This is a genomic window from Staphylococcus sp. GDY8P198P, assembly GCF_017891615.1.
GTDB lineage: Bacteria > Bacillota > Bacilli > Staphylococcales > Staphylococcaceae > Staphylococcus > Staphylococcus cohnii.
In genome coordinates, this window is the sequence record NZ_JAESJQ010000001.1 from 235,323 (window position 1) to 261,917 (window position 26,595).

A 26,595-nucleotide genomic window follows, 5' to 3' on the forward strand; every position below is an offset into this window, starting at 1 on the left:
GATCCATAACTTATCTCGATATACCATTCAAATTTGTTTTATATCATTGAGCATTTACAATATGAATTTTAAATGATAAACACATCTTTTCATTGATATGTATACGTTATTTGTTACTTCAAAGTAATGTCCTCGAACGATTAACTTCATTACTGTATCAAAATTTTCCTTTTATTGTCAACTAGGTTGACAATTTTTAGTACAAAATTAAAAGTATTGTAACCATTGCTTTTAAAATGGCACAATACTTCATGCTTGGATATTTTATTGTAAGTCTTCTAGTTGCCAGTCTTGATGTAAAATCGTTTTAAATAGCTGTAATTGCTCAGTTCCAATGACTTGTGCAATGTGTTTTTCAATGGATTGTTTATAAGTCATATACTGTTCAATGCATTCGATGCCGCTATCTGTTAATGACACACATTTCTCTTTTTTATTATGAACTAAATTTTCAACTTTAACTAATTCTTTTTCTTCTAATTGTTTAATCGCTTTATGAATGGCTTGCCTTGTTAAATTAACCGATTGTGTTACTTCAACAAACGTAAGTTTACTTACGTATAATTTTGCCATGATATACCATTCTGAACTGGAGTTGTGTATCCCGTTCTTGTCATTTGCTTTGTTTTCAACAATATTCCTCAATGCACCGTGTCGTTCGCTCAGGGCATCTAGCATATCTAAATTTTTCAATTCTGGATCTACAGTCATTATTGTTTCACCTCTTGTCTCACTCAATACATTTAGTTTAACCTTTTTTATTTTAATTGTATAAAAAAGTGTTATTGCAAAGCAGCATCGCATTTACAATGATACTTTTATGAACTGTGCTAATCTGCACTAACATGAAACATTTAAAAATTCTACGTATTTAAATTGAGCATCCGCTTGTTTCACAAACGAAGGCACACGCTTTAATGTTTATACATAAATAACTACTATCTTCAATAGAATGAAGTTTAAAATATATATCGTAGAAAATTGTACAAAAAAATGCCCATCCTATTGGATGGGCAATACGGTCTCGACGGGAATCGAACCCGCGATCTCCTGCGTGACAGGCAGGCGTGTTAACCGCTACACTACGAGACCTAAAAAATGGTGACTCCTACGGGACTCGAACCCGTGTTACCGCCGTGAAAGGGCGGTGTCTTAACCGCTTGACCAAGGAGCCTCTCTTAAGCACAAGATAAATTATATCAACTCTCATTATGGTTGACAAGCTATTTTTTAAATTAATTTAGTATAATTTTCTATCATTAATGTATAAAGTAAGAAAATAATACTCGAAGCTGTCAAAACAGTATTTTATTTGCTTATTAACTCACTTTTGAGAGACATTGATGTACACTTACTTCTATAATTATGTTCTTTTTCATTTTTATTTAAAAATGTAAATAATAAATACAAAATCTTTTTTGTTTTAAATTCATTTTGCTAAAATTATAATTAGTTTAAATAAGGAGGCGCAATATTGGCAAAAATATTATTTGTTAATCCAGGTTCTGCTGGACATGTAAACCCAACAATTGCAGTTGTTAAGGCATTAGTTGATCGTGGCGAAGAAGTTGTTTATTACGCTAGCGATATATATAAAGATAAATTGAAAGATACTGGCGCTGAAATTAGAACGCTACCTACAGAAGCGATTATGACAGCATTCACTGATCATGAAAATCATCATTTGTTCAATGTTATCAATGGCTTATTAAAAACTGTAGATATCATTGTGCCACAAGTTTTAAGAGAAACTGAAAATGAGCATTTTGATTATATGATTCATGATTCTATGTTTAGTTGTGGCTATATATTAGCGCAAAAATTGAATTTACCATCGATTTCATCTGTATCTTCATTTGCTCATACAAAGACATCTTTTGAAACATTTATTAATCATTTAACTTCTACTGTGAGCAAGCAAGAAATTCAACATGCTGATGAAACCTTTCATCATTTAAAAGCCCATGTTGAATCAACATATGATGTAACCATTCCTTCTCGTTTTGAAGTTATGAATAACCCGGGAAATATTAATATCACTTATGTAATGAAAGGTTTCCAAGTTTGTTATGACGCCTTTGATCCTGAATATTACAAGTTTGTTGGTCCTTCCATACTGAAACCTAAAGATTCTGGCTTTATGGACAACATTGATACCACACGACCAGTCGTCTATATTTCTCTTGGAACGGTATTTAATCAAAATATTGAATTTTTCAATCTCTGCTTTGAAGCATTTGCAAATATCGACGCTTCATTTGTTGTATCCATTGGTCATGATAATCAACTTGAAGATTTTAATGCGATACCATCTAATTTTACGGTTGCACATGTTGTGCCACAAACAGAATTATTGCAACATACGTCACTATTTTTAACACATGCGGGTATGAATAGTACGAATGAAGCGATGTTGATGGAAGTACCTATGTTAGCTTTTCCGCAAAGTGCAGATCAACCCGTTGTGGCTCGCCAAATCGAAAAACTACTTGTTGGTCGTCAGTTACAACTAGAAAATATAACGTCCCGAGAGTTAAAACAAATTGTCTTAGACATGCTAGATGATATACCGAACTATCAACGTAATATCAGAAAAGTTAAATCTATACAATCTAGTAATAAAACAGGTTATCAGTTAGCAGTCGATCACATTCTAAATTTTCGTGATCAATATGTAACACATTCAAATATATAAATAAAAAACACCTTGTAAAGATGGCCATATTAGGCTACATCAACAAGGTGTTTTTTCATTTCAACATTTTACTTTTTAAATTTATAAATCAGTTTTTATAGGTAAACGGCTTACCATAATGATTTTAATAAGTTTGTTTGATTACGATCTGGTCCTACAGAGAAGATTGAAATTTGAACGTCACACAATTCAGAGATACGTTCTAAATATCTACGTGCATTGTCTGGTAATTCATCTAATGAGCGACAACCTGTAACATCTTCTGTCCAACCAGGTAATGTTTCAAAGATTGGCTTACAACGTTGTAAGTCTTTTAAATTCGCTGGATATTCAGTAATTTCTTTACCGTCCAATTCATACGCCGTACAAATCTTCACTTCTTTAAGGCCTGTTAAGACATCTATAGAGTTGATTGATAAATCAGTAATACCACTCGCACGACGAGAGTGACGTAATACAACTGAATCGAACCAACCTACACGACGTGGACGTCCAGTAGTTGTACCGTACTCACGGCCAACTTCACGGATGTGGTGTCCATCATCATCAAATAGTTCTGTTGGGAATGGGCCATCACCGACACGTGATGTATAAGCTTTACATACGCCAATGACTTTAGATACGTATGTTGGACCAACACCACCACCGACAGTGACATTACCTGCAACTGGGTTACTTGACGTAACGAATGGGTATGTACCGTGGTCGATATCTAACATAACGCCTTGAGCACCTTCAAATAATACTTTTTCTTCTGCTACAAATGCATCGTCCAATACTTTTGCAGTATCCGTAACGAACTCTGCTAAACGTTGGCCTGCTGCGTAATAAGTTTCAAAGATTTCTTCAAATGAAGGACATGCTTTATCAAACATACCTTTGAAATATGCTGATTTGTATTCAATATTTTCTTTTAATAATTTTTCAAACGTTTCTTTATCTAATAAATCTGCAACACGAATACCAATACGTTGTGCTTTATCTACATAAGCTGGGCCGATACCTTTTTTCGTAGTACCGATTTTATTATCTCCACGACGTTCTTCTTCATATTCATCTTGTTTAATATGATAAGGTAAAATAACTTGCGCACGGTTTGAAATACGTAAATTATCTGTTGAAATACCTCTTTCATTTAAAGCGTCTAATTCTTTTAATAGTGCTACTGGATCGACAACGACACCGTTACCAATGACTGCTAATTTTTCTTTATAGAAAATACCAGATGGTACTAAGTGCAATTTATATGTTTCGCCACCAAATTTAATTGTGTGGCCTGCATTGTTACCGCCTGAAAAACGTGCAATAACATCTGCTTGTTCTGCTAAAAAGTCTGTGATTTTACCTTTACCTTCGTCTCCCCATTGTGTCCCAACAACTACGATTGATGACATATGAGCACCTCCAAGTTTTTCTCAATTAACCATTAAGTATTCTACCAATACCACACTAATAATGCAAACAAAAATCGAACATTGGTTTTTTACATTTTCTCGAATTTCATTAAATGTTTAAAAATGCAATTACACACCTTAAACATAGTGTCATCAAGGTTTTCAAAGCGATATCCATTTAATTACAACACATACTTCATTAAAAAAGAAAGAACCAAATGCAAACAAAAACCGTACAATAAATAAATACATTTATAAATCGTACGGAAAAAATAAATTTTATTCTTTTTTCTTAACCCATGTCTGCATGTGCATAATCGATATCAGTAAATTTATTATACTGCTTCATAAAGTGTAATTTAACAGTCCCTGTTGGACCATTACGTTGCTTCGCTATTATAATTTCAATCTCACCATTATCATCATTTGTTTGTGGTTCAAAGTTCGTATCTCCATCATCATCGTCTTCATCTTCGCCACGATTATAGTAATCATCACGATATAAGAATGCGACGATATCAGCATCTTGCTCGATTGATCCTGATTCACGAATATCACTCATCATTGGTCGTTTGTCTTGACGTTGCTCTACACCACGTGACAACTGACTTAGTGCAATGACTGGACATTCCATTTCTCTGGCAATCGCTTTTAATGTACGAGAAATCTCTGATACTTCTTGTTGTCGGTTATCTGAGAATCTTGAACCACTACCTGAGATTAATTGCAGATAATCAATCACTACCATGTCTAAACCGTGTTCTTGTTTTAAACGACGGCATTTTGAGCGAATATCTGTAATTCGAATACCTGGTGTATCATCAATAAATATCTTTGTTCTAGATAATTTACCTACTGCAATTGTAAAGCGATTCCAGTCTTCTTCTGTCATCATACCCGTTCTTAAACGGTTCGAATCTACGTTACCAGAACTACAAATCATACGTGTTGCTAATTGGTCTGCACCCATTTCTAGCGAGAATATACCGACTGAGAAATGGTCTTCATGTGTAGCAACTTTTTGTGCAATATTAAGTGCGAAGGCAGTCTTACCTACTGATGGTCTGGCAGCCAGAATGATTAGATCATTACGGTTAAAGCCCGCGGTCATCTGGTCTAAATCTCGATAACCAGTTGGGATACCAGGCGTTTGACCACTATTTTGATCAAGTAATTCTGCATTCTCATACACTTCTCCAAGCACATCTCTAATATCTTTAAATCCATCACTTTCACGTGTAGATGACAATTCTAATATTCGACGTTCTGCATCGTTCAATATTGTATCTAATTCTAATTCATCATTATAACCATCGTTAGCAATGCTATCGGCAGTTTGTATCAACTTACGTTTTGTCGCATGCTTAAATACGATATCTGTATAATATTGAATATTTCGAGTTGTCGGTACATTACTAGATAATTCTGCTAGATATTGTGGGCCACCCGCTTCATTCAGTCGTCCTTCATACGACAGTTGATCCATAATTGTAACCACGTCAATATCTTTATTATCTTCGTTGAGGTTCATCATGGCTCTAAAGATGTGTTGATGTGCGCCTCTATAAAAGGACTCAGGAAGTAAGACTTCCTGAGTTCTGTTTATCAATTCCGGATCTATGATAATGGCACCTAAGACAGATTGTTCAGCCTCATTACTGTGGGGCATTTGATTTTGTTCATACATTCCATCCATTATGATTACACCTCATATCTCAATCCGTTTTTATTGTTCAACTGTGTGTACACGAATTGTACCTTCTACTTCTTTATCTAATTTAACTGGTACATTTGTGTAACCCAATGCATGTATACCGTTTGGTAAATCCATTTTACGCTTGTCTATTTTAATATCATGTTGTTGTTGTAATGCTTGCGCGATTTGTTTTGTACTAACTGAACCGAATAATTTTCCAGCATCACCTGTTTTAGCAGATACTTCAACTTCAATATGACTTAATGTTTCTTTTAATTTTTTAGCATCTTCAATTTCTTGTTGGCGTTCCGCTTCTGCAGCTTCATTTTTCTTTTCAAGCTGTTTTAAATTACCTGGTGTAGCTTCTACTGCATAATTTTTCTTCAATAAGAAATTGTTTGCATAGCCTACAGGTACATCTTTAACTTCGCCTTTTTTACCTTTACCTTTAACATCTTGTGTGAATATTACTTTCATGAATTTTCACTCCTACTCATTTGTTCTGTTATAGCTTGTTGTAATTGTTCTATTGCTTCATCAACAGTGACATCTTTTAATTGTGTAGCTGCATTAGTTAAATGACCACCGCCACCAAGTGCTTCCATTGTCAATTGAACGTTAACTGCACCGAGTGATCGGGCAGACATACCGACTAGATTATCTTCTCTTCTAGCAACTACATACGAAGCTTCTACACCATCTAAACTTAACAGTTCATCAGCTGCTTGTGCAACTGTTACAGGATGATAGATTTTTTCGTTCGAACCATGTGCAATTGCGACACCGTTCTCTTGAAGTTTCACTGTTTGGATTAATTCAGTACGATTAATGTACGTATCTAAATCATCTTTCAAGAAATGCTGCGTTAATATTGTATCTGCACCATGTGCACGTAAATAACTTGCCGCATCAAATGTTCTTGAACCTGTACGTAATGTGAAATTACGTGTATCTACAATAATACCTGCAAACATAATTGTCGACTCTAAACGTGTTAATCGTTGTTCTGTTGGTTGGTATTCTAGCAATTCAGTCACTAGCTCTGCAGTTGAACTTGCATATGGTTCCATATAAACAAGTAATGGGCTAGAGATAAAGCTTTCACCACGTCTATGATGATCGATCACAACTTTACGATTTGCCTTGTTTAATATGTTTTCGTCGATAACCATTTCAGGTTTATGCGTATCTACAACTACTAAAGTTGTCTTAGACGTCATGACATCCCATGCTTCATCAGATGTGATAAAACGCTCTTTTAGTTCAGGCTTTTCATCGACTGCATTCATCACACGACGCAGCGTCGGATCAATATCTGAATCATTTAACACAATATAAGCATCTAAATTGTTCATCATAGCAAACCTTGAGACACCAATGGCTGCACCTATAGCATCTAAGTCTGGACGCGTATGTCCCATAATGATGACTTTGTCGCCTTCCATTAAAATATCTTTTAATGCATGAGAGATAACACGTGCTCTTACACGTGTACGTTTTTCCATGGGGTCAGTCTTACCGCCATAGAAACGCACATTTCCGTTCATATGCTTAATTGCAACTTGGTCACCACCACGGCCTAGTGCTAAATCAAGTCCAGATTGAGATAATTCACCTAAATCGATTAAGTTCTCTGAACCTTCACCTACACCAATACTTAATGTCAATTGCGCACGGTAACCCACACTTTTTTCGCGTAATTGACTCAGTATACTAAAATTAGATGCTTCAACTTCATTTAGAATGCGTTGGTTTAAATAAGCAACAAATTGATCTGAACTATAACGTTTGAAATAAATGTCATATTCTGTTGCCCATCTACTTATGACGCGCGTAACCATAGAGTTAATTTCTGAACGTTGTGTATCATTCATATTTTGCGTAATTTCATCATAGTTGTCTAAAAATAGTGTTGCAATAATTGGTTTAGATGCTTCATATAACTCTTGTGTATGTATTTCTTCAGTAATGTCGAAGAAATACAATACATGTTCTTTTTCTGAATATCTTACACGATAGTGATATTCATTTTCTTGAATTTCCACTTCTTGTGTTTTTTCTAACTGTTTTAATATATTAGGATATACTTCATTGACTGGATCAGAAATGACATTTCGATCTAGACGATCCGACATAAATTGGTTCATCCACTCTATGTTTTCATTTTCATCTAAGATAATCATCCCAATAGGTAACCTTTTAATAGCAGTATTACTGCTTGCTGAGATTTTTCCACTCAGATTATCTACATAGTTATCCAATTTTTGTAAAGCTTGTCTTACCATCAGTACTGTCCCTACGATTATGATGAGTAATACAACAGTAGCTATACCTGCAATCAATTGGTTAAAAATAAACCAAACGACGACAAGCGCTATCGCTGTAAGCACCATAATAATAAATGGTAAAATCAACGCTTTTTTAGTGGATTGACGATTCATTTTTCCACCTCAAATCATTTTTTAATGATACGTTTTAAATTGATACATAAATCTACAAATCCCAGGAGACTCACAATATGTGTTAATGGCATTAAAATTGTCCCTATTACCATTAATATCACAGTAAGTGCTGGCGGCATTGATTTCGCTTTTCCGAAAAAGTGAATCACACTTAACCCCTGAATGTACATACATAATGATAACACAATTTCAAAGTTTAAGACGATGGTTTGAAACGCACTTGGTTGCGTTGAAAACATAACACAAATTAATACAATAACATACATCCATAAGACAGAACGCTTCATTTGCCAAGTATATAATGGTTTAAATATGGGTGTAGCGATTTTGAATTTACGCAAGATTGGAAAAGTGATAATTAAATTGATTAATATAAGTAGAAATACACCAACAATCATATAACTTGGTAGTTGCACTGCTGATTGGCGGAAAGTCTCTTCAAACATTTGTTTATAATCCGCGTTGACTGAAGCGCTAGAAATTATGTTATACATCTGTTCTTTAATCGGTTTGATTAATGATGTAGCACTTGGTATTTTTTTAAATGCTTGTAACACCATAAATGCAATTAATGCAATGATACTAATAAACGTTGTTGTTATATAAAGTATACGTTCTTTTGATGTACGTTCTTTTAATAATTGACCCACTACAACACTCACTACGAACAAGAGGATCATGATACTTAACACGAATATATTACCTAATAACGTAGTTAGCACAACTGTAATGACTGCCGTTAAGCCAAAAGATTCTACAGATTTATGCCATAAAATAATACCTGGAATTGTTGCAAATAAACTCAACACGAGTCCAAGTAGCGGTAATATATGTAAAGCTAAAGCTACTATAATTAACGTGATTACACTAAGTATAGTGGCTTTAGTATGTATTTTAGAAAACAAATTCGCCACTCCTATACAATTTTTGTCTATGTTTATTATTTTAACCTCTTTAAAACTTTTATACAATTATTGACAATTCTTTTTGTCAGAAGTTCAATATCAGCGACAAAATCTGAAAATGAGCGCCTTTTTAAATTACATCTCCTCGTTAATACCAACTTCAAATTTCACATTTTACTCACCATAAAAATAAGACGTCATAGGAACACAGTTATTTCCACTTTCATTTAAGTATAAAATAACTATCCCAGACGTCTTATAATACAAAACGAACTAAAATGTAGCATATCGTCATTTTCTTTTGAACTTGGAAACTTTTAAAAAGTGATACAAATTGGGTGCCCAATCGTTAAAGTTCAGTAAGAAACCATCATGTCCTACATTATCTGGCACAAAGCAATGCTTATGATATTTAAATCGCGCACCTGTAGCATATACTAAATCGTCTGGATATAATAAATCATCCGTAAAGCCCATAGTCATAACTTTAGTATCTAGACGTCCAAACACTTCATCTACATCAGTACGATCTCTATCTATATCGTGGCTATCTAAGACGTCTAGCAGGGTTAAATAACTCAATGGATCAAAGTGCTTTTTGAACTTATTTCCCTGATGCTTCTGGTAGTTTACAACTTGGTCTGGTGTAAATCGTCTATCGTAACTTTTAGAAGAACGATACGTTAAGAAACCAAGTTGTCTTGCGATACTCATACCTTCACCATGATCTAATCGAATCGCCTGTCTCGCAATTTCATTAAATGCACGACTATATGAGGATGTCTTATCTGTTGCAGCTAAAATGACTGCTTTATCTACTTCAAATTTATGATTATACAATAATTCCAGCGCTTGCATACCTCCTAAAGACCCACCGATTAAAATACTAATTCGATCAAACCCTAATGTTTGAATACCTAATTCTATTGCATTGACAATATCACGCAATGTTAAATGCGTGGGGAAGTCAGCATCTGTAAGTGGCGAACTCGAGCCATATGGACTACCTATCACGTTGAATGTTAAAAATTGATAATCATGTATTGGCATGTACCCTCCATCTATAATCTCTCGCCACCAACCAGGATTGTCATCCGTCCCGTATGTCAAATGATTACCTGTCAGCGCATGGCATACAAGTACAAGTGGCTGCCCTTCATATCCAACATGTTCATAACGTAATTTTAAATTTAAGATCGTTTCACCTGATTCAGTTGTAAATGGTCCCAATTCTAATGTATCAGCCGTATAATTTGTCATCATTTACCTCCTACTTAGTAAAAAAACTTCCTACCTATTTATAATAAGTAAGAAGTTACAATACTTATTATTCGAGCGAATCGTTGGTATTAGCACCGTGCTTCTAAAGTCGGTTGCTGAAGCTTCATTGGGCCAAGTCCCTCTGCTTCTCGAAATAAGATTTAATTTTAATTGTAAAAAGCTGTGTATAAATCAAACATCTATTTTAACAAGTATTCCTTTAAAATTATCAAAATTTTCTAATTATTGCTATTCTAACGGATAATGTGAACCACTTCAATAATATATTTAAAATATCCATCTTAAAACTGCCATTATTAAAATACCACTGACAATCGTAATCGTTAAACTCCGTGTAATAATGGCAATGATTATTGTTGGAAGCATCGTCACTAAAAACGGTAAATTAATACTATACACCATTGAACCTTCATGTTGTTCTAGGACGCCGTCTACAATCAATGCCGTAAATAATGTAATAGGAATGAAGGAAAGCCACTTTACAACTGTCTCAGATAGTTTAATTTTTGTAATTAATATAAACGGTATAATTCGTGTTAACCAAGTGACCACACCACATAAAACAATGATTAATAGCATATGTAAGGTCGTTGTCATTTATCGATCACCACCCCTAACCCCGCAGTAATTGTCGAAGCTAAGATAATTGCTACATATGAAGGCATAAAGAAACTTAAAATGAGCATTAATATGATCACACAAACAATTAATACTAAATATGTTTTAAATTGTGATTGCTTAATAGCATCAAATTGGGAAACAGCTAAGAATATAAACATTGCAGTAATAGCAAAATCTAACCCAAATGCATCTGGGTTTGTTATGTATTTACCAAAAACAGCACCAACAACACTTGCAAATGTCCAAAATAAATAAGCTGTGATATTTAATCCATGCAGCCATCGATCATTGATTTTTTCACCTTTTAGATGTGGTGTAATAGCGACACCAAATGTTTCATCTGTAATCAAAGAAGACATACCTATACGATTCCAAAACCCATATCCTTTATAACTTGGCGCTAAGGTCATACTTAATAAAAACATCCTAGAATTTACAATAAATGTCGTTAATACAATTGCAGAAATTGGAGTTCCAGCAATGACTAACGCACAAATAATGAATTGTGCCGCGCCAGCATAGACAAGTAAGCATAATAAAATGATTTCAATCAAATTGAAACCTGAAGCAACTGCAACAATACCAAATGAAAGACCAACACCAGCATAACCTAACAAAGTCGGTACACATTCTTTTACACCTTGCTTAAAAGTTAAATGTGTTGCCATCATGCCACCTCCCACACATTTTATAAAAATAATAGAACTAGTTTAATACAAACTGAAATATACATTCAATGTTTTTAGACTGACGTATGTGTAACCTAAGACTTACGTTTGTCTAAAAATACTGTTATTATAGTAATTTAAATTCCAGAATATTGTGTTATTATTTTAGACTTACCTCTCATTTTTTGAATAAAATAAGGCCTTCAATAAATGAGATAACCTACAAAACGAGATATTTAACACCTCCCCTACCCTTTCTTTACTTTAAAAGTATTTAAGGTATTTAGAAGATCAGAAGGATCATTGTTCATATAAAATGAGAGGTTGAGACATCCATTTGTCTCAACCTCTATTTGCATTTCATCATTTTGTAGCATCTATTTTGAAAGTTCAACACTTGAGCTAACTCAAATACCGCTGATGATATTCATTACAACTAATCTTATTTTTCTTTAACTGGGTGAATCACTGTTTTACCACCCATATATGGTACTAATGCATCTGGAATAGTAACTGAACCATCTTCATTTTGATAGTTTTCTACGATTGCAGCAAACGTACGTCCTACTGCTAAACCACTACCATTCAATGTGTGCACTAATTCTGGTTTTGCTGTTTTATCACGTTTAAAACGAATGTTAGAACGGCGTGCTTGGAAATCAGTAATATTTGAGCAAGAGCTAATTTCTTTGTACTCATTATAGCTTGGTAACCAAACTTCTAAGTCATAAGTCTTGCTTGAGCCAAAGCCTATGTCACCTGTACATAAAATAACTCTACGATATGGTAAGCCTAACTCTTCTAAAATTGCTTCTGCATGTTCTGTCATTTCTTCTAATGCTTGCCAAGAGTCTTCCGGTTTTTCAAAACGCACCATCTCTACTTTATCGAATTGATGTAAACGGATTAACCCTCTTGTATCTCTACCAGCTGAACCCGCTTCACTACGATAACACGCTGATTGCGCTGTGAATTTAGCAGGTAAGACATCCGGACCAATAATTTCATTACGATAATAATTCGTTAATGGTACTTCTGCCGTTGGTATTGTATATAATCCTTCTTTTTCAATTTTGAATAAATCTTCTTCAAATTTTGGTAATTGGCCAGTACCGTACATTGAATCAGCATTTACTAATTGTGGTACCATCATTTCTGTGTAACCATGTTGCGTCGTGTGTTTCGTGACCATATAGTTCATTAATGCTCTTTCTAACTGTGCGCCTTCGCCAGTTAAGAACACAAATCTTGCACCAGAAACTTTTGCACCGCGTTCAAAATTAGCCATTTGTAGTGACTCTACTAAATCCCAATGTGCTTTTTCATCAAAATCAAATTTTCTTGGTGTACCCCAACGTTTTAATTCTACATTCTCTTCATCAGAATCACCCTCAGGCACATCATCATGAATTGTATTTGGAATACGAGATAATAAGTCTTCTAGCTCTTTATCCACATTATTTAAATCATTATCTAACAGTTTGATGTCGTCACCTAATTTTCTCATTTCTGCGATAACATCATCTGCATTTTCTTTATTGCGTTTTTTTTCCGCAATTTCACCGCTCACTTTGTTACGTTCAGCTTTCATTTCCTCAGCTTTACGAATTAATTCACGGCGTTTGTCATCAAGCGATAATACATCATCTACTACTTTTGTATCCATACCACGTTTTGCAACTTTGTCTTTTAAAAACTCTGGGTCATTACGAAATAGTTTAATGTCTAACATGTCATTTTCCATCCTTTCAATTTATTTTTTTTTAAGAATAGAACACAAAAAAGACCACATCCCTGTACAAGGGACGTGGTCTTTACGCGTTGCCACCCTATTTAACAGTCAAAAGAGACTGCGCTTTCACCAAAATAACGGTTAAACCCGATTGTTCTCATATAGTAGGTAGATTCACATTGACACTGATTACTTGTTCTCACTAACCACAAGCTCTCTGAAACCAGAAGTACAATACTACTTATCCTACGAACAATAGCTTTATTAACTTGATTTTAATATAGCAAATAACCTATCACTTTTCAAGGCCAAGGATATGCAATCGCTGAATGTTCATTAAAAATTCACCCAACCTTAATTAGCATAAGCGTGATCTAATAAATACTGTGAAACAGCTTCTATGTCTTTATGAAATTGGCGGTCTTCAGTGATAGATGGTACCACTTTTCGTAAAGCTTGATATTTTTCATAGGTTTTAGGTGATAATTTTTCAATATCTTTATATTCTACTGCTTGAAGTGCGATGATTGTTTCTATTGCTAAAACACGTCGTGCATTTTCAATCATTTGGTAACCATGGCGTGAAGCAATCGTCCCCATAGAAACGTGGTCTTCTTGATTAGCTGATGATGGAATAGAATCTACACTAGCTGGGTGTGCGAGTGTCTTATTTTCCGAAACAAGACTTGCAGCTGCATATTGCATGATCATTGCACCACTCTGTAAACCCGGTTGAGGGCTTAAAAACGCCGGTAAACCATTGTTCAATTGTGGGTTTACTAATCTCTCTAAACGTCTTTCTGAAACATTGGCTAATTCACTTACGCCTAACTTTAAGAAGTCTAACGCGAATGCAATCGGTTGACCATGGAAATTACCTCCAGAAATAACTAATGTCTCATCATCTTCATCAAATATTAATGGATTATCGTTCGCCGCATTCATTTCAAATTCAAGCTTTTCTTTTACATAATTAAAAACTTGGAAGCTTGCGCCATGTATTTGTGGAATACAGCGTAATGTATAAGCATCTTGTACGCGAATTTCTCCCTGTGTCGTTGTTAATTTAGAACCTTCAAGCCAGTCTAACATGCGCGAAGCAACATCTATCTGTTCTGGAAAATTTCGGACGCGATGCACTTTTTCATGATATGCATCAGTAATACCATTTAATGCTTGATGTGTAAGTGCAGCAATCCACTCCGCTTGGTAACCAATATCTTCCGCTTCTATATAATTAATTACACCTTGTGCAGTCATAGCTTGCGTGCCATTAATTAAAGCAAGACCTTCTTTAGCCTGTAAGCTCAAAGGTTCACGATTTAATAAATTTAAGACATACCGACTGTCTACTTCTTCACCTTTATAATAGACGCTACCTTCTCCAATCAATGCCAAAGCTAAATGTGAAAGTGGTGCTAAATCACCTGAAGCACCAAGAGACCCCTGTTGTGGAATGACTGGAATAATTCTATTGTTAATAAAATATATGATTTGATTCACTAAATCGATTGTCACACCAGAATGACCTTTTAGCAATGTGTTTAGACGTAAAATCATCATCACTAACGCGACATCCTGTGAAAAAGGTTTTCCGATACCACATGCATGTGAACGAATTAAATTTACTTGTAATTGGTTATATTCTCCCTCATCAATACGCACATCACTGAATAAACCAAATCCAGTCGTTATACCATAAATTGTTTCTTTATCATCTATAATCTTTTCTACTGTTACCCTGCTCTGTTTTACATGTTCATATGCATCCTCTGTTACTTTTACATCATCACTTTGATATAAAAAATCTTTAATTGCATTAATTGTTAATTTTTCACCATTAAGCTGTAATGTCATTTCCCCATCTCCTTACTTCTGATGATTTTCAATTAATTAGAGTATACGCTTCCATATTTTTAAGAACAATAGGTTCGTCCATATCCGTAACATGGTATTAAATTAGTATTTTAATAAGATAAAGAAGCCAAATTTATTATTTCTAAAAATAAACAAATTCTTAATGCTTTTACCTATTGACTAAAATGCAAAGCAGGTATAATATTTTCTATTGTATTTAAAAAGCAGATTAATAAAAAAGCTACAGAGAAAACCTTTCGTAAAGCTTATAAATACACAATTCTTATCAAAAAGTACAAACTTACGAATCAACAAAATAATAATCAAATATACAAATTAAAAGTTGAAATAACTAATATGATTAAAGGGGGTTTCAATGTTGGAAACAATTTCATCAGTAAGCATTCCAAAACGTAAAGATGAAACGCATAAAGGTGATTATGGCAAAATTCTTTTAATTGGGGGTAATGCGAATCTAGGTGGGGCAATCATGCTTGCTGCACGCGCTTGTGTCTATAGTGGCAGTGGTTTAATTACGGTAGCTACACATCCAACAAACCATGCTGCGCTACATTCACGCTGTCCTGAAGCAATGGTGATTGATATCAATGATACTAAAATGCTCACTAAAATGATTGAAAATACAGATTGTATCTTAATTGGTCCTGGGTTAGGCTGTGATTTCAAAGGAAATAATGCTATCACGTTCTTATTACAAAACATTCAACCGCACCAAACACTTATAGTGGATGGAGATGCTATTACTATATTTAGTAAATTAAAGCCAGATATTCCAACTTGCAATGTTATTTTCACACCACATCAAAAAGAGTGGGAACGTTTAAGTGGTATCGCAATAGAAGAACAAACCTATGAACGTAATCGCGAAGCTGCTGATAGAATTGGAGCAACGATTGTATTAAAAATGCACGGCACTGAAATCTATTTCAAAGATGGAGATTACAAACTACCAATTGGTACACCTGCGATGGCTACAGGCGGTATGGGTGATACACTTGCCGGTATGATTACAAGTTTTGTAGGTCAATTCAACGACACGAAAGAAGCGGTTACGAGTGCTACTTATACACACAGTTATATCGGGGAAGAGTTATCAAAGAAAATGTATGTCGTACCACCTTCTCATTTAATTAGCGAAATTCCATATGCTATGAAAGCATTGGAGAGCTAAATAAGCACCTGCGATATAAATATATTAAACCAAAATAAAATGAGTCTGGAACATAAAGTTCTTGGACAAGTAAAAAGGCAATTTCTATTGAAATAATATAGAAATTGCCTTTTTTATTATTGTTTTGGTTATATTTAGTTCTTTGAGCTACTACTTTTCTTATATTAAGTGCCATTAATACAAAAAGTTAAAGATGTTAATAGGGCATCTACTTTAGGATTTACTCTAAAACGATTAATTGTTTTAGAAGAAGGCTTTTGATTTTGTGATAGCCACATCATTCGGATATCATCATTAAGTAGTTTTTCTATTTTATGACTAGAGTGCTGACGCTCGGGGAAATGATATGAGCGAGAGACTACAGGCTCGAGCCATATACCCAGGCAAGCATGCACGATCAAAATCGTAAGATTTTAAATATAAAGAGGACCAATCCATATTAAGGATTGGCCCTCTTAATTTGAGAATAGGGATTTATGTCCCAGATTCATTTGTATATTTAAATTTTTCAATTTTGAATGTAGCTGTTGGTTTACTTATAGAAATTGAGATTATTCGTCATCTTCGCTTTCAGTGTCTTCATTATCACTATTATCGATGTCTTCATTGATACGATCCATAAAGTCTTTTCTCACTTCTTGACGACCATCTTCATCTGTATCTTCTTCAACTTCGGTATGAACGATACCTTCTGATAAATCATCAGTTACTACAGATTCTGATTGTTGACCGTCACTTGAAGAGCCTTCAATTTGTTCATTTTCTGTTTCTTGAAGTTCAATTTCTTCAGCTTCTTTTTCTTCTTCATCTACTTTAGCAACTGTAGAAACAAATTGATCGTCGTTTAATTTAATCAATCTTACACCTTGGGCTGCACGTCCATTTTGTGAAATATCTTCAACGCCGATACGGATAATTACACCAGCATTTGTAACAATCATCAAGTCTTCTTTACCTTCGACGGATGTGATACATACAACTTGACCGTTACGTTCTGTAATCGTAGCAGTCTTAATACCTTTACCGCCACGGTTAGATAAACGATATTCACTAACTGGTGTACGTTTACCGTAGCCATTTTCAGTCACGACTAGAATTTCATCATCTGTTTCTGCTTTAGTAACATCTAATCCAATGACGCTGTCGCCTTCTCTTAATGTAATACCTTTAACACCAGCAGCTGTACGACCTAAAGGACGTAATGCAGTTTCGTTAAAGCGGATTAAAGAACCATGAGCAGTACCGATTAATACATCATCTTCACCATCTGTTAATCTCACTGCAATCAATTCATCATCTTCTTTGAAACCAATCGCAATCTTACCGTTTTTATTAATGTGTGAGAAATTACGTAATGCTGAACGTTTAACGATACCATTTAACGTTGCAAATACTAAGTAGTCTTCTTCACTTTCTAAATCTTTGACGGCAATCATTGTACTAATCGTTTCATCATTATCCAGTTCAATCGCATTGACTACTGGGATACCTTTAGACTGACGGGAGAGTTCTGGCACTTCATAACCTTTAAGTTTATACACTCTACCTTTATTCGTGAAGAATAAGACATGATCGTGTGTACTCAATGTAACAAGTTGACTTACAAAATCTTCTTCTAATGTTTGCATACCTTGTACACCACGACCACCGCGATGTTGAGCTCTATATGTTGAAACGGGTAGACGTTTAATATAGTTATTGTGACTTAATGTGATGACGATTTGTTCTTCTGGGATTAGGTCTTCGTCTTCAATATTGTCGAGACCACCCATTTGAATTTCTGTTTTACGTTCGTCACCATAGCGTTCACGAACATCAATTAATTCATCACGAACAAGTTGTAATAGTTTTTCTTCGTCTGCAAGAATCGCTTTTAATTCTTCTATATATGCAATTAATTCATTATATTCAGATTCAATTTTATCTCTTTCTAAACCTGTTAAACGTCTTAATCGCATATCAAGGATGGCTTGCGCTTGTCGTTCAGTAAGTTTAAATTGTTCTTGCAAGCTTACCATTGCAACTTTATCTGTATCAGATTCACGGATCACACGAATAATTTCATCAATGTGATCTAAAGCAATTCTTAAGCCTTCTAAAATATGTGCACGGTCTTGTGCCTTCTTCAAGTTGTATTCTGTTCTTCTTCTTACAACTATCTTTTGATGTTCAAGATATTCAACCAATGCTTCTTTAAGGTTAATCAATCTCGGTCTGCCATCAACTAAAGCAATCATGTTAACACCAAATGACGTTTGTAATGGTGTCTGTTTATACAAGTTATTTAATACAACGCTGGCATTGGCATCTTTACGTATGTCAACTACAACACGCACACCAGTACGTAAACTTGTTTCGTCACGTAAATCTGTAATGCCATCGATTTTTTTATCACGTGCTAATTCAGCAATTTTTTCAATCATGCGGGCCTTATTTACTTGATATGGAACCTCTGTTACAACGATACGTTGACGACCGCCACCACGTTCTTCAATTTCAGCTCTTGCTCTCATTTGAACTGAACCACGTCCAGTTTCAAATGCACGGCGTATACCACTTTTACCAAGAATAATACCTGCTGTAGGGAAGTCTGGCCCTTGAACATCTTCCATTAATTCTGCAATCGTAATATCTGGATTATAGCTTAAACTTAATACGCCATTGATTACTTCAGTCAAGTTATGTGGAGGTATATTAGTAGCCATACCTACTGCGATACCTGATGCACCATTTACAAGTAAATTTGGAAATCTTGAAGGTAAGACTGCCGGCTCTCTTTCGTTACCGTCATAGTTATCAACAAAATCAATCGTATCTTTGTTAATATCTCTCAACATTTCGAGTGTGATTTTAGACATACGCGCTTCTGTATAACGCATCGCCGCTGCGCCATCACCATCCATAGAACCAAAGTTACCTTGGCCATCAATTAAAGGATATCGATAGCTGAAGTCCTGGGCCATTCTAACCATAGCTTCGTAAATTGAGGAGTCTCCGTGAGGGTGATATTTACCCATAACGTCCCCAACAATACGCGCAGATTTCTTATATGATTTATCAGGTGTCATACCTTGTTCGTGTAAGCCGTAAAGTATACGTCGATGTACTGGTTTTAAACCATCTCTAACATCTGGTAGCGCACGTGAAACGATAACGCTCATCGCATAATCTAGGAACGATTCACGCATCTCATTCGTTATATTTCGTTCATTTATTCTTGATTCAGGTAATTCAGCCATCAAGATATCCTCCTTCAAAAATTCAGTTCATTGTCTTAGAAATCTAAGTTTGCATAAACTGCATTATCTTCAATAAACTGTCTACGGTTCTCAACAACATCGCCCATTAACATTTCAAAAACTTGGTCAGCTTCAATCGCATCATCTAATGATACTTGTAACATAGCTCTGTTCTCTGGATTCATAGTTGTTTCCCATAATTGATCAGCATTCATTTCACCAAGACCTTTGTAACGTGCAATAGACCATTTTGGACTTGGATCCAATTGAGCTTTAAGTTTTTCTAATTCACGTTCGTTAAACACATAGTATTTCTGTTTACCTTGTGTCAATTTGAATAATGGTGGTTGTGCAATATAAACATATCCAGCTTCAATTAACGGTCTCATAAAGCGATAAAAGAATGTTAATAGTAAAGTTCTAATATGTGCACCATCAACATCGGCATCTGTCATAAGGATAATCTTGTGATAGCGTGCCTTACTTAAATCAAACTCTCCACCAATACCAGTACCAAAAGCAGTAATCATAGAACGTATTTCATTATTATTTAAAATTCTATCTAAACGTGCTTTTTCAACGTTCAATATCTTACCACGTAATGGTAAAATGGCTTGCGTTTCTGAGTCACGACCAGATTTTGTAGACCCTCCGGCAGAGTCACCTTCGACGATGAAAATTTCACTTCGAGAAGGGTCTTTACTAGAACAATCTGCAAGTTTCCCTGGTAAACTTGAAATTTCTAGCGCAGACTTACGACGTGTCACTTCACGCGCTTTTTTAGCTGCAAGACGTGCTTGTGATGCCATAATCCCTTTTTCTACGATTGTTCGACCTACTTGTGGATTTTCGTATAAAAAGCGTTCAAACAACTCGGAGAATATACGATCAACAACTTGACGTACTTCGGAGTTACCTAATTTAGTTTTAGTTTGTCCTTCGAATTGTGGATCACCATGTTTGATTGAAACAACAGCCGTTAAGCCTTCACGTGTATCTTCACCTGAAAGTCTTTCTTTATCTTCTTTCATGATTTTACTGTTAAGACCGTAGCTATTTAACACACGAGAGAGCGCTCGTTTAAAGCCTTCTTCATGAGTACCACCTTCATAAGTGTGAATATTATTCGCGTATGTTAAAAGATTTGTAGCATAGCCTTTATTGTATTGAAGCGCTATTTCAACTTCAATATCATCTTTTGATTGATGTACATAAATCGGTTCTTCATGAATAGGTTCTTTATTTTCATTTAACATTTCAACGTAAGATTTTATACCACCTTCATAGTGATAAGTATCTTCACGAACCTCTTCTTCTCTTTCATCTCTTAATGTAATTGAGATACCTTTATTTAAAAACGCCAGTTCTCTGATACGTTGTTGCAAGACTTCATAATTATATGTTGTTGTTTCAGTGAATATCTCAGGATCAGCTTTAAAACGAATCGCAGTACCTGTAGAACCAGTACTTTCATCAGTTTCACCAATGATTTTTAAATCAAACTGAGGTATGCCTTTTTTATATGCTTGATGATATATATTTTCATCCTTGTATACATACACTTCCAAATCTTCTGATAAAGCATTTACAACAGAAGAACCTACACCATGTAGACCGCCGGAAACTTTATAACCGCCACCGCCGAATTTACCACCAGCGTGTAGTACAGTTAGAATAACCTCAACGGCAGGTCGTCCCATTTTTTCTTGTATACCAACAGGAATACCACGACCATTGTCTGTTACTTTTATCCAATTATCTTCTTCAATAATAACGTCGATTTGGTCAGCATAACCTGCAAGTGCTTCGTCAATACTGTTATCAACAATTTCCCAAACTAAGTGATGTAGTCCTCTTTCTGAAGTTGAGCCTATATACATACCTGGTCTCTTACGAACCGCTTCTAGACCTTCTAATACCTGAATCTGACCAGCACCATAATCTTCCGTGTTGTTCACATCTGACAATGCTTCCACCTTCACTTTCCGTTACTTTATAATTTCGCCATTATTAATGCGATAAAGTTTAGCGTTTTTCATAATTTCATGATCAATGCCATCAACTGATGTTGTCGTCACAAATGTCTGCACTTTATGTTGAATTGTGCTCAATAAATGAGACTGACGTGAATCATCTAATTCACTTAACACATCATCTAGTAATAGGATGGGATACTCACCTACCTCAATATTCATCAGTTCGATTTCTGCAAGTTTGATTGATAAAGCCGTCGTTCTTTGCTGTCCTTGCGAACCGTAAGTTTGAGCATCCATACCATTTACGTTGAAACCTAAATCATCTCTGTGAGGGCCAAACAAACAGACACCTCTATCTTTTTCACGATCTTTATTATCATCTAGTAAAGTTAAGACTTCCTCTAAGCGTTCCGTCTCACTTTTTTCTTCCGCATCTAATTTGATACTAGGAAGGTACCTTAATGATAGTGTTTCATTCTCGTCTGTAATACCAGAATGAATAGGTTTGGCTAATGATTCAAGTTCTTTAATAAAATGTTCACGTCTTAATGTAACTTTGAGTGCATATGTTGCAAATTGTTGGTTTAAGACATCAAGCATAGTGCTGTCAGTCTTTTGACCATATTGCAATTGCTTCAAATAATTATTCTTTTGTTTTAAAATTCTTTGATATTGAGACAAATCATTTAAATATACAGCTGAAATTTGTCCAAGTTCCATATCTATAAATCTACGTCTTATTTGAGGTGCGCCTTTGACAATATTCAAATCTTCAGGTGCAAACAAGACAACGTTTAAGTGACCGATATATTGTGTCAGTCTACTTTGTTCTAAGTGATTGATTTTAACCTGCTTACCCTTTTTAGTTATAAACATCGTTAAAGGCATTTCTCCATATCTATAACTGAGTTCACCCTCTATTTTAGCATAGTCTCGATCAAAACGTATGAGTTCTTTATCATTTGATGTTCTGTGACTTTTGGCTAATGCTAGTGTATAAATAGATTCCAATAAATTAGTCTTCCCTTGCGCATTCTCGCCAATCAATATATTGACTTCAGGGTGACAATTTAGAGTAATTGACTCATAGTTACGATAATTGTCTAGCTGGAGTGTCTTTAGTTTCATTCTTCACCTTGATGTATAATCAAAAATGAACCGACTTCTGGTATAACGATGTTATCTTGATGGTTTAATTTTTTACCACGACGCATTTCGCGCTCACCATTGATCATTACTTCAAAATCTTGCAGGAACCATTTCGCTTGACCACCAGATTCAATAATACCTTCTGTCTTTAGAAATTGCCCTAAAGTAATGTCTCCATCAACAATTACTTCTTCAACCAAATCAATCACTCCATTCCTTTTAAACTCATCTATATATTATACCTTTTTTCGAGAAAAATTTCATGCAAAATGCAGATAGAAAGCGTTTTCTTATGTATAATTTTTACTATTATTGAAATTTATTTACAAAAGTACTTTTAACAAGGTAACACTCATATATTATAACAAACTTTTCTTCCTAATATTCTATCTTCTTAAAAAAAGATTCTACTTAAAAATTAATTATTAATGTTCTTAATTACGCAATATTTCATAAAAAATTTTAATATGCGTTCAACGACAATGTTATGATTTTGAATTTTAATGACTTTCTCAGCTTAATTATTAGTTTTAGGTATCATAAGTCTAAAAAAGTTTAAATTGCTTATATTTAAGCTCTAAATAGCATGTAAGTAGCGTTAAATGTTTATGATTAATATATCTCTATCAATATACACGTTTTATTTTATGAAATTACTTCGAAATAAAAAAGAGTGAAGCAATGGTTTATATGTGACAGAGGTTGAGACATAATAGATTCGCCTCAAACGCATTTCATATTGGCAGTAGATGACTGAATTGAAAATGGGTTTTAAATCAAGATTCTGTCCACACCTCTAAGTTATGCTTACTATGTTTTAAATATCTACAATATAAAAAACCCGAGACATAAATCTGTCTCAGGCTCTATCTCTTGAACAAAAGCTTAATATGTTCTAATTGGTAAAATTAATTGTGTAACTGAATCATCATCTTTTGGTTTTAAAATAAATGGTTTCATCGTACCAAAGAATTCAACTTCAACTTCATCGTTATCGATTGCTTTAAGTGCATCCATCATATATTTAGAGTTAAATGAAATTTTTAAATTGCCACCATCAACGTTATCCGCTTTTACTTCTTCTTTCACAGTACCAATTTCTGGTGATGTAGAAGATAGTTCGACTAATTCATTACCTGTACTTAATTTAATAACATTGTTTCCACCTTCACGTGCTAATAGAGACGCACGATCAATAGCATGATAGAATTCTCCGTTATCTATGCCTATTTTAATTTCATAGTTTTCTGGGAATAAACGTGAAGTATCTGGATAGTGACCTTCTAAGAGACGTGAAATAAAGTTTACATTTCCGACTTTAAATAATACTTGGTTTGATGCAAAGAAAATATCGATATCTTCTTCACTATCAGACATAATTTTATTTAATTCTGCTAAAGCTTTACCTGGAATAATGACATTTTTATTTTCAGATTCATCTTCTAAAGCTACTTTTCGCACAGCCAAGCGGTGTGAGTCAGTCGCTGTGCATATTAATTCATTATCTTGTATAAGCCAGTTAACACCAGTGAGTACTGGGCGTGTTTCTGAGGTGGACACTGCGAAATTCGTTTGTGCTATCACGTTTTTAAGCACTTTTACAGATAATTGAATGGCATCATCACGAGAAACTTGTGGTAATAAAGGATATTGATCTGGATCTAAACCACTTAAATTAAATTCTGAATGTCCAGAAGTTATTAAAGTTTGGAATTGTTCATTTGTTGATAATTTAACTTCTTTTCCTGGTAGTTTTTTAATAATATCTACAAAGAAACGACCAGGGAGTACAACTGAACCAGTTTCTGTAATTTCAATAATGTCTTCTCCATCTACTTGTTTAGGAATTGTAATTTCTATTGAGATTTCTGAATCTGAACCAGTAAGTATGACTTCATTGTTTTTAACTTCAATTTTTATACCCGTTAGTATAGGTAATGTAGTTCTTGGTGAGATTGCTTTTAATGTGTCATTTAATTGATTTATAAAATAATCTCTTCTAATTGTAAATTCCATTTTTAAACTCCTTCCAGTCGTTTATATAATAATTATATAGGTTTTAAACCCGTAGTAATAGTAGTAGGGCTTGTGGATTAGGGGATAACTCAAATTAATACAATCATGTCATTGTTTGACGACTGTGGATAACTTGTGCACAGTGTGTATTACTTTTGCACATTGTCCACAAAGTTAAAAAATAAGTTATTTTGTTATACCTCTAAATTGATTTATTAATCTGTTATAGTACAGATTGTTTTATTGGTTTCTAATTTCTTTTTCAAGATTTTCAACTTCTTGCTTAAATGTCGGATCATTATTGATATCTTTTACTATTTTTTCATGTGCGTGAATAACAGTAGTATGATCACGTCCACCAAACTCTTCTCCGATTTTAGGCAGCGAAAAGTCAGTTAATTCACGTGATAAATACATAGCAATTTGACGTGGATAAGCAATCGATTTTGTACGTTTCTTGGCACTAAAGTCTTCTATTCTTACACTATAGTATTCTCCAACAACTTTTTGGATATCTTGTATAGTAATTTTTTTAGATTTAGGTGCTTGGATGATATCTTTCAGTGCAGCTGCTGTTAATTCAGTTGTGATAGATTGTCCTTGTAACTTTGAAAAGGCCAATACACGATTAAGTGCGCCTTCAAGTTCACGTATATTTGATTGTATTTGATTAGCGATATACGTTAAGGCTTCAGTAGGAATATTTATATTTTCTTCACCAATTTTTTTCTGCAAAATCGCCATTCTGGTTTCGTAGTCTGGCGGTGTAATATCTACTATCAATCCCCACTCAAAGCGAGAACGTAGTCGATCTTCTAATTTAGCAATTTCTTTAGGAGGTCTATCACTAGAAATAACAATTTGCTTATTCGCTTGATGTAAATCATTAAATGTGTGGAAGAATTCTTCTTGAGTTTGTTCTTTGTTTTGAATGAATTGTATATCATCTATTAAGAGCACATCGATATTACGATATTTTTCTCTAAAACGTTCTGTTTTATTGTCTCGGATAGATTTAATGAATTCATTAGTAAATTTTTCACTAGATGTATAGATGACTTTGGCATCTGGATTATTATCTAAGACATAATGGCCAATAGCATGCATTAGATGGGTTTTACCTAATCCTACACCACCATATATAAATAATGGATTATATGCTTGGGCCGGTGCTTCGGCTACAGCTAAACTCGCAGCGTGTGGGAATCTGTTTCCGGGACCGATGACGAATGTTTCAAATGTATTGTTGATATTGAATTGTTCATCACCAACTTTTGCTACATCAACAGTATCAAGGTCTACTTCTTTTTCATTAGCACTTTGTTTAACATCTTGTTTTTTTTCAGATTTTAAACTTTCTAATTCATCTTCAGAGTAAAATACTGGCATGATTTCGTGACCAATAGCTTCATATAATGCAGATTGTACGATTTCAACATAATGTGTTTTTAACCAATTAGCTACAAAAGGATCATCAATGACTACAATAGCTTCATCATTTTGTAACGAATAAAGTTTTGTATCTTTCAAAAAAGTTTGATAGCTAGGATAGCTGACTTTTTCTTGAGCTAAGGTTAAAACTTTTTCCCAAATTTCTTGTTCTGACATAATAGCAAACTCCAACTTTCTATATTTTAAAAGTTATACACAGAAATAACATGTGTGAATAAACATAATCACAAGCTGTTAATAATTATCCACAAGTTACACAC

General features: G+C 34.4%; 19 protein-coding genes, 2 tRNA genes, 1 pseudogene, 1 riboswitch and 1 other annotated feature. Of the genes and pseudogenes, 2 read left to right on the forward strand and 20 right to left on the reverse strand.

The genetic code is table 11. The annotated features are described in order from the left end of the window. Window positions 1-264: 264 nt before the first annotated feature. From KA824_RS00920 to KA824_RS00930, 3 genes are all read right to left on the reverse strand, one after another. Window positions 265-711, reverse strand: a complete 447-nt coding sequence (locus KA824_RS00920) for a MarR family winged helix-turn-helix transcriptional regulator (protein ID WP_154409592.1) — start codon at window positions 709-711, stop codon at window positions 265-267. Window positions 712-1,019: 308 nt separating this feature from the next. Continuing rightward, a tRNA-Asp gene (locus KA824_RS00925) sits at window positions 1,020-1,092 on the reverse strand. A gap of 7 nt (window positions 1,093-1,099) precedes the next feature. Continuing rightward, window positions 1,100-1,174, reverse strand: a tRNA-Glu gene (locus KA824_RS00930). A gap of 300 nt (window positions 1,175-1,474) precedes the next feature. Between KA824_RS00930 and KA824_RS00935 the strand changes: the two genes are divergently transcribed. Further along, on the forward strand, window positions 1,475-2,695 hold the full coding sequence (locus KA824_RS00935) for a macrolide family glycosyltransferase (RefSeq protein WP_181187415.1): 1,221 nt from the start codon (window positions 1,475-1,477) through the stop codon (window positions 2,693-2,695). Window positions 2,696-2,805: 110 nt separating this feature from the next. Here KA824_RS00935 and KA824_RS00940 read toward each other — a convergent pair whose 3' ends face one another. From KA824_RS00940 to hutH, 10 genes are all read right to left on the reverse strand, one after another. Continuing rightward, window positions 2,806-4,089, reverse strand: coding sequence for an adenylosuccinate synthase (locus KA824_RS00940; RefSeq protein ID WP_064264657.1), 1,284 nt, complete (start codon window positions 4,087-4,089; stop codon window positions 2,806-2,808). A 292-nt stretch (window positions 4,090-4,381) separates the two neighbouring features. Next, window positions 4,382-5,785, reverse strand: coding sequence for a replicative DNA helicase (gene dnaB / locus KA824_RS00945; RefSeq protein ID WP_019468526.1), 1,404 nt, complete (start codon window positions 5,783-5,785; stop codon window positions 4,382-4,384). 30 nt (window positions 5,786-5,815) lie between these two features. Then, entirely contained in the window at window positions 5,816-6,262 is a 447-nt protein-coding gene (gene rplI / locus KA824_RS00950; RefSeq protein ID WP_019468525.1) for a 50S ribosomal protein L9, read from the reverse strand. Continuing rightward, window positions 6,259-8,226: a DHH family phosphoesterase gene (locus tag KA824_RS00955; RefSeq protein WP_107523309.1), complete on the reverse strand. Its 1,968-nt coding sequence runs from the start codon at window positions 8,224-8,226 to the stop codon at window positions 6,259-6,261. The genes rplI and KA824_RS00955 overlap by 4 nt, the downstream gene beginning before the upstream one ends. A 14-nt stretch (window positions 8,227-8,240) precedes the next feature. After that, window positions 8,241-9,167, reverse strand: a complete 927-nt coding sequence (locus KA824_RS00960; RefSeq protein ID WP_181187422.1) for a DUF2232 domain-containing protein — start codon at window positions 9,165-9,167, stop codon at window positions 8,241-8,243. Between the two features lie 276 nt (window positions 9,168-9,443). Then, entirely contained in the window at window positions 9,444-10,412 is a 969-nt protein-coding gene (gene metX / locus KA824_RS00965) for a homoserine O-acetyltransferase MetX (RefSeq protein ID WP_107523307.1), read from the reverse strand. Between the two features lie 61 nt (window positions 10,413-10,473). Next, window positions 10,474-10,573, reverse strand: a riboswitch (SAM riboswitch). A 127-nt stretch (window positions 10,574-10,700) separates the two neighbouring features. Then, window positions 10,701-11,030 (reverse strand): AzlD domain-containing protein, encoded by a 330-nt coding sequence (locus KA824_RS00970; RefSeq protein WP_019468521.1) that lies wholly within the window; start codon window positions 11,028-11,030, stop codon window positions 10,701-10,703. Continuing rightward, on the reverse strand, window positions 11,027-11,722 hold the full coding sequence (locus KA824_RS00975) for an AzlC family ABC transporter permease (protein WP_019468520.1): 696 nt from the start codon (window positions 11,720-11,722) through the stop codon (window positions 11,027-11,029). Before KA824_RS00975 ends, KA824_RS00970 begins: the two co-directional genes overlap by 4 nt. A 442-nt stretch (window positions 11,723-12,164) precedes the next feature. Beyond that, complete coding sequence (gene serS, locus KA824_RS00980; protein WP_019468519.1) at window positions 12,165-13,454, reverse strand: serine--tRNA ligase; 1,290 nt, start codon at window positions 13,452-13,454, stop codon at window positions 12,165-12,167. Window positions 13,455-13,520: 66 nt separating this feature from the next. Next, window positions 13,521-13,711, reverse strand: a binding site (T-box leader). Between the two features lie 97 nt (window positions 13,712-13,808). Further along, on the reverse strand, window positions 13,809-15,311 hold the full coding sequence (gene hutH / locus KA824_RS00985; RefSeq protein ID WP_107523306.1) for a histidine ammonia-lyase: 1,503 nt from the start codon (window positions 15,309-15,311) through the stop codon (window positions 13,809-13,811). 379 nt (window positions 15,312-15,690) lie between these two features. On the opposite strand from hutH, the gene KA824_RS00990 reads away from it, so the two are divergent. After that, window positions 15,691-16,503, forward strand: a complete 813-nt coding sequence (locus tag KA824_RS00990) for an NAD(P)H-hydrate dehydratase (protein ID WP_026034765.1) — start codon at window positions 15,691-15,693, stop codon at window positions 16,501-16,503. Between the two features lie 188 nt (window positions 16,504-16,691). Here the strand turns inward: KA824_RS00990 and KA824_RS00995 are convergent. The 7 genes and pseudogenes from KA824_RS00995 to dnaA all read right to left on the reverse strand — a co-directional run. After that, window positions 16,692-16,826: pseudogene (locus KA824_RS00995) on the reverse strand (transposase); the annotation flags it as partial. A gap of 228 nt (window positions 16,827-17,054) precedes the next feature. Beyond that, entirely contained in the window at window positions 17,055-19,742 is a 2,688-nt protein-coding gene (gyrA, locus tag KA824_RS01000; RefSeq protein ID WP_107523305.1) for a DNA gyrase subunit A, read from the reverse strand. A 35-nt stretch (window positions 19,743-19,777) separates the two neighbouring features. Continuing rightward, window positions 19,778-21,718, reverse strand: coding sequence for a DNA topoisomerase (ATP-hydrolyzing) subunit B (gyrB, locus tag KA824_RS01005; RefSeq protein WP_181187414.1), 1,941 nt, complete (start codon window positions 21,716-21,718; stop codon window positions 19,778-19,780). 12 nt (window positions 21,719-21,730) lie between these two features. Next, window positions 21,731-22,846: a DNA replication/repair protein RecF gene (recF, locus tag KA824_RS01010; protein WP_019467931.1), complete on the reverse strand. Its 1,116-nt coding sequence runs from the start codon at window positions 22,844-22,846 to the stop codon at window positions 21,731-21,733. Next, window positions 22,843-23,076 (reverse strand): S4 domain-containing protein YaaA, encoded by a 234-nt coding sequence (gene yaaA / locus KA824_RS01015; RefSeq protein ID WP_171027031.1) that lies wholly within the window; start codon window positions 23,074-23,076, stop codon window positions 22,843-22,845. The genes recF and yaaA overlap by 4 nt, the downstream gene beginning before the upstream one ends. 676 nt (window positions 23,077-23,752) lie before the next feature. Then, window positions 23,753-24,883: a DNA polymerase III subunit beta gene (gene dnaN / locus KA824_RS01020; protein ID WP_019467929.1), complete on the reverse strand. Its 1,131-nt coding sequence runs from the start codon at window positions 24,881-24,883 to the stop codon at window positions 23,753-23,755. Window positions 24,884-25,123: 240 nt separating this feature from the next. Beyond that, entirely contained in the window at window positions 25,124-26,491 is a 1,368-nt protein-coding gene (dnaA, locus tag KA824_RS01025) for a chromosomal replication initiator protein DnaA (protein ID WP_181187413.1), read from the reverse strand. Between the last annotated feature and the right edge of the window lie 104 nt (window positions 26,492-26,595).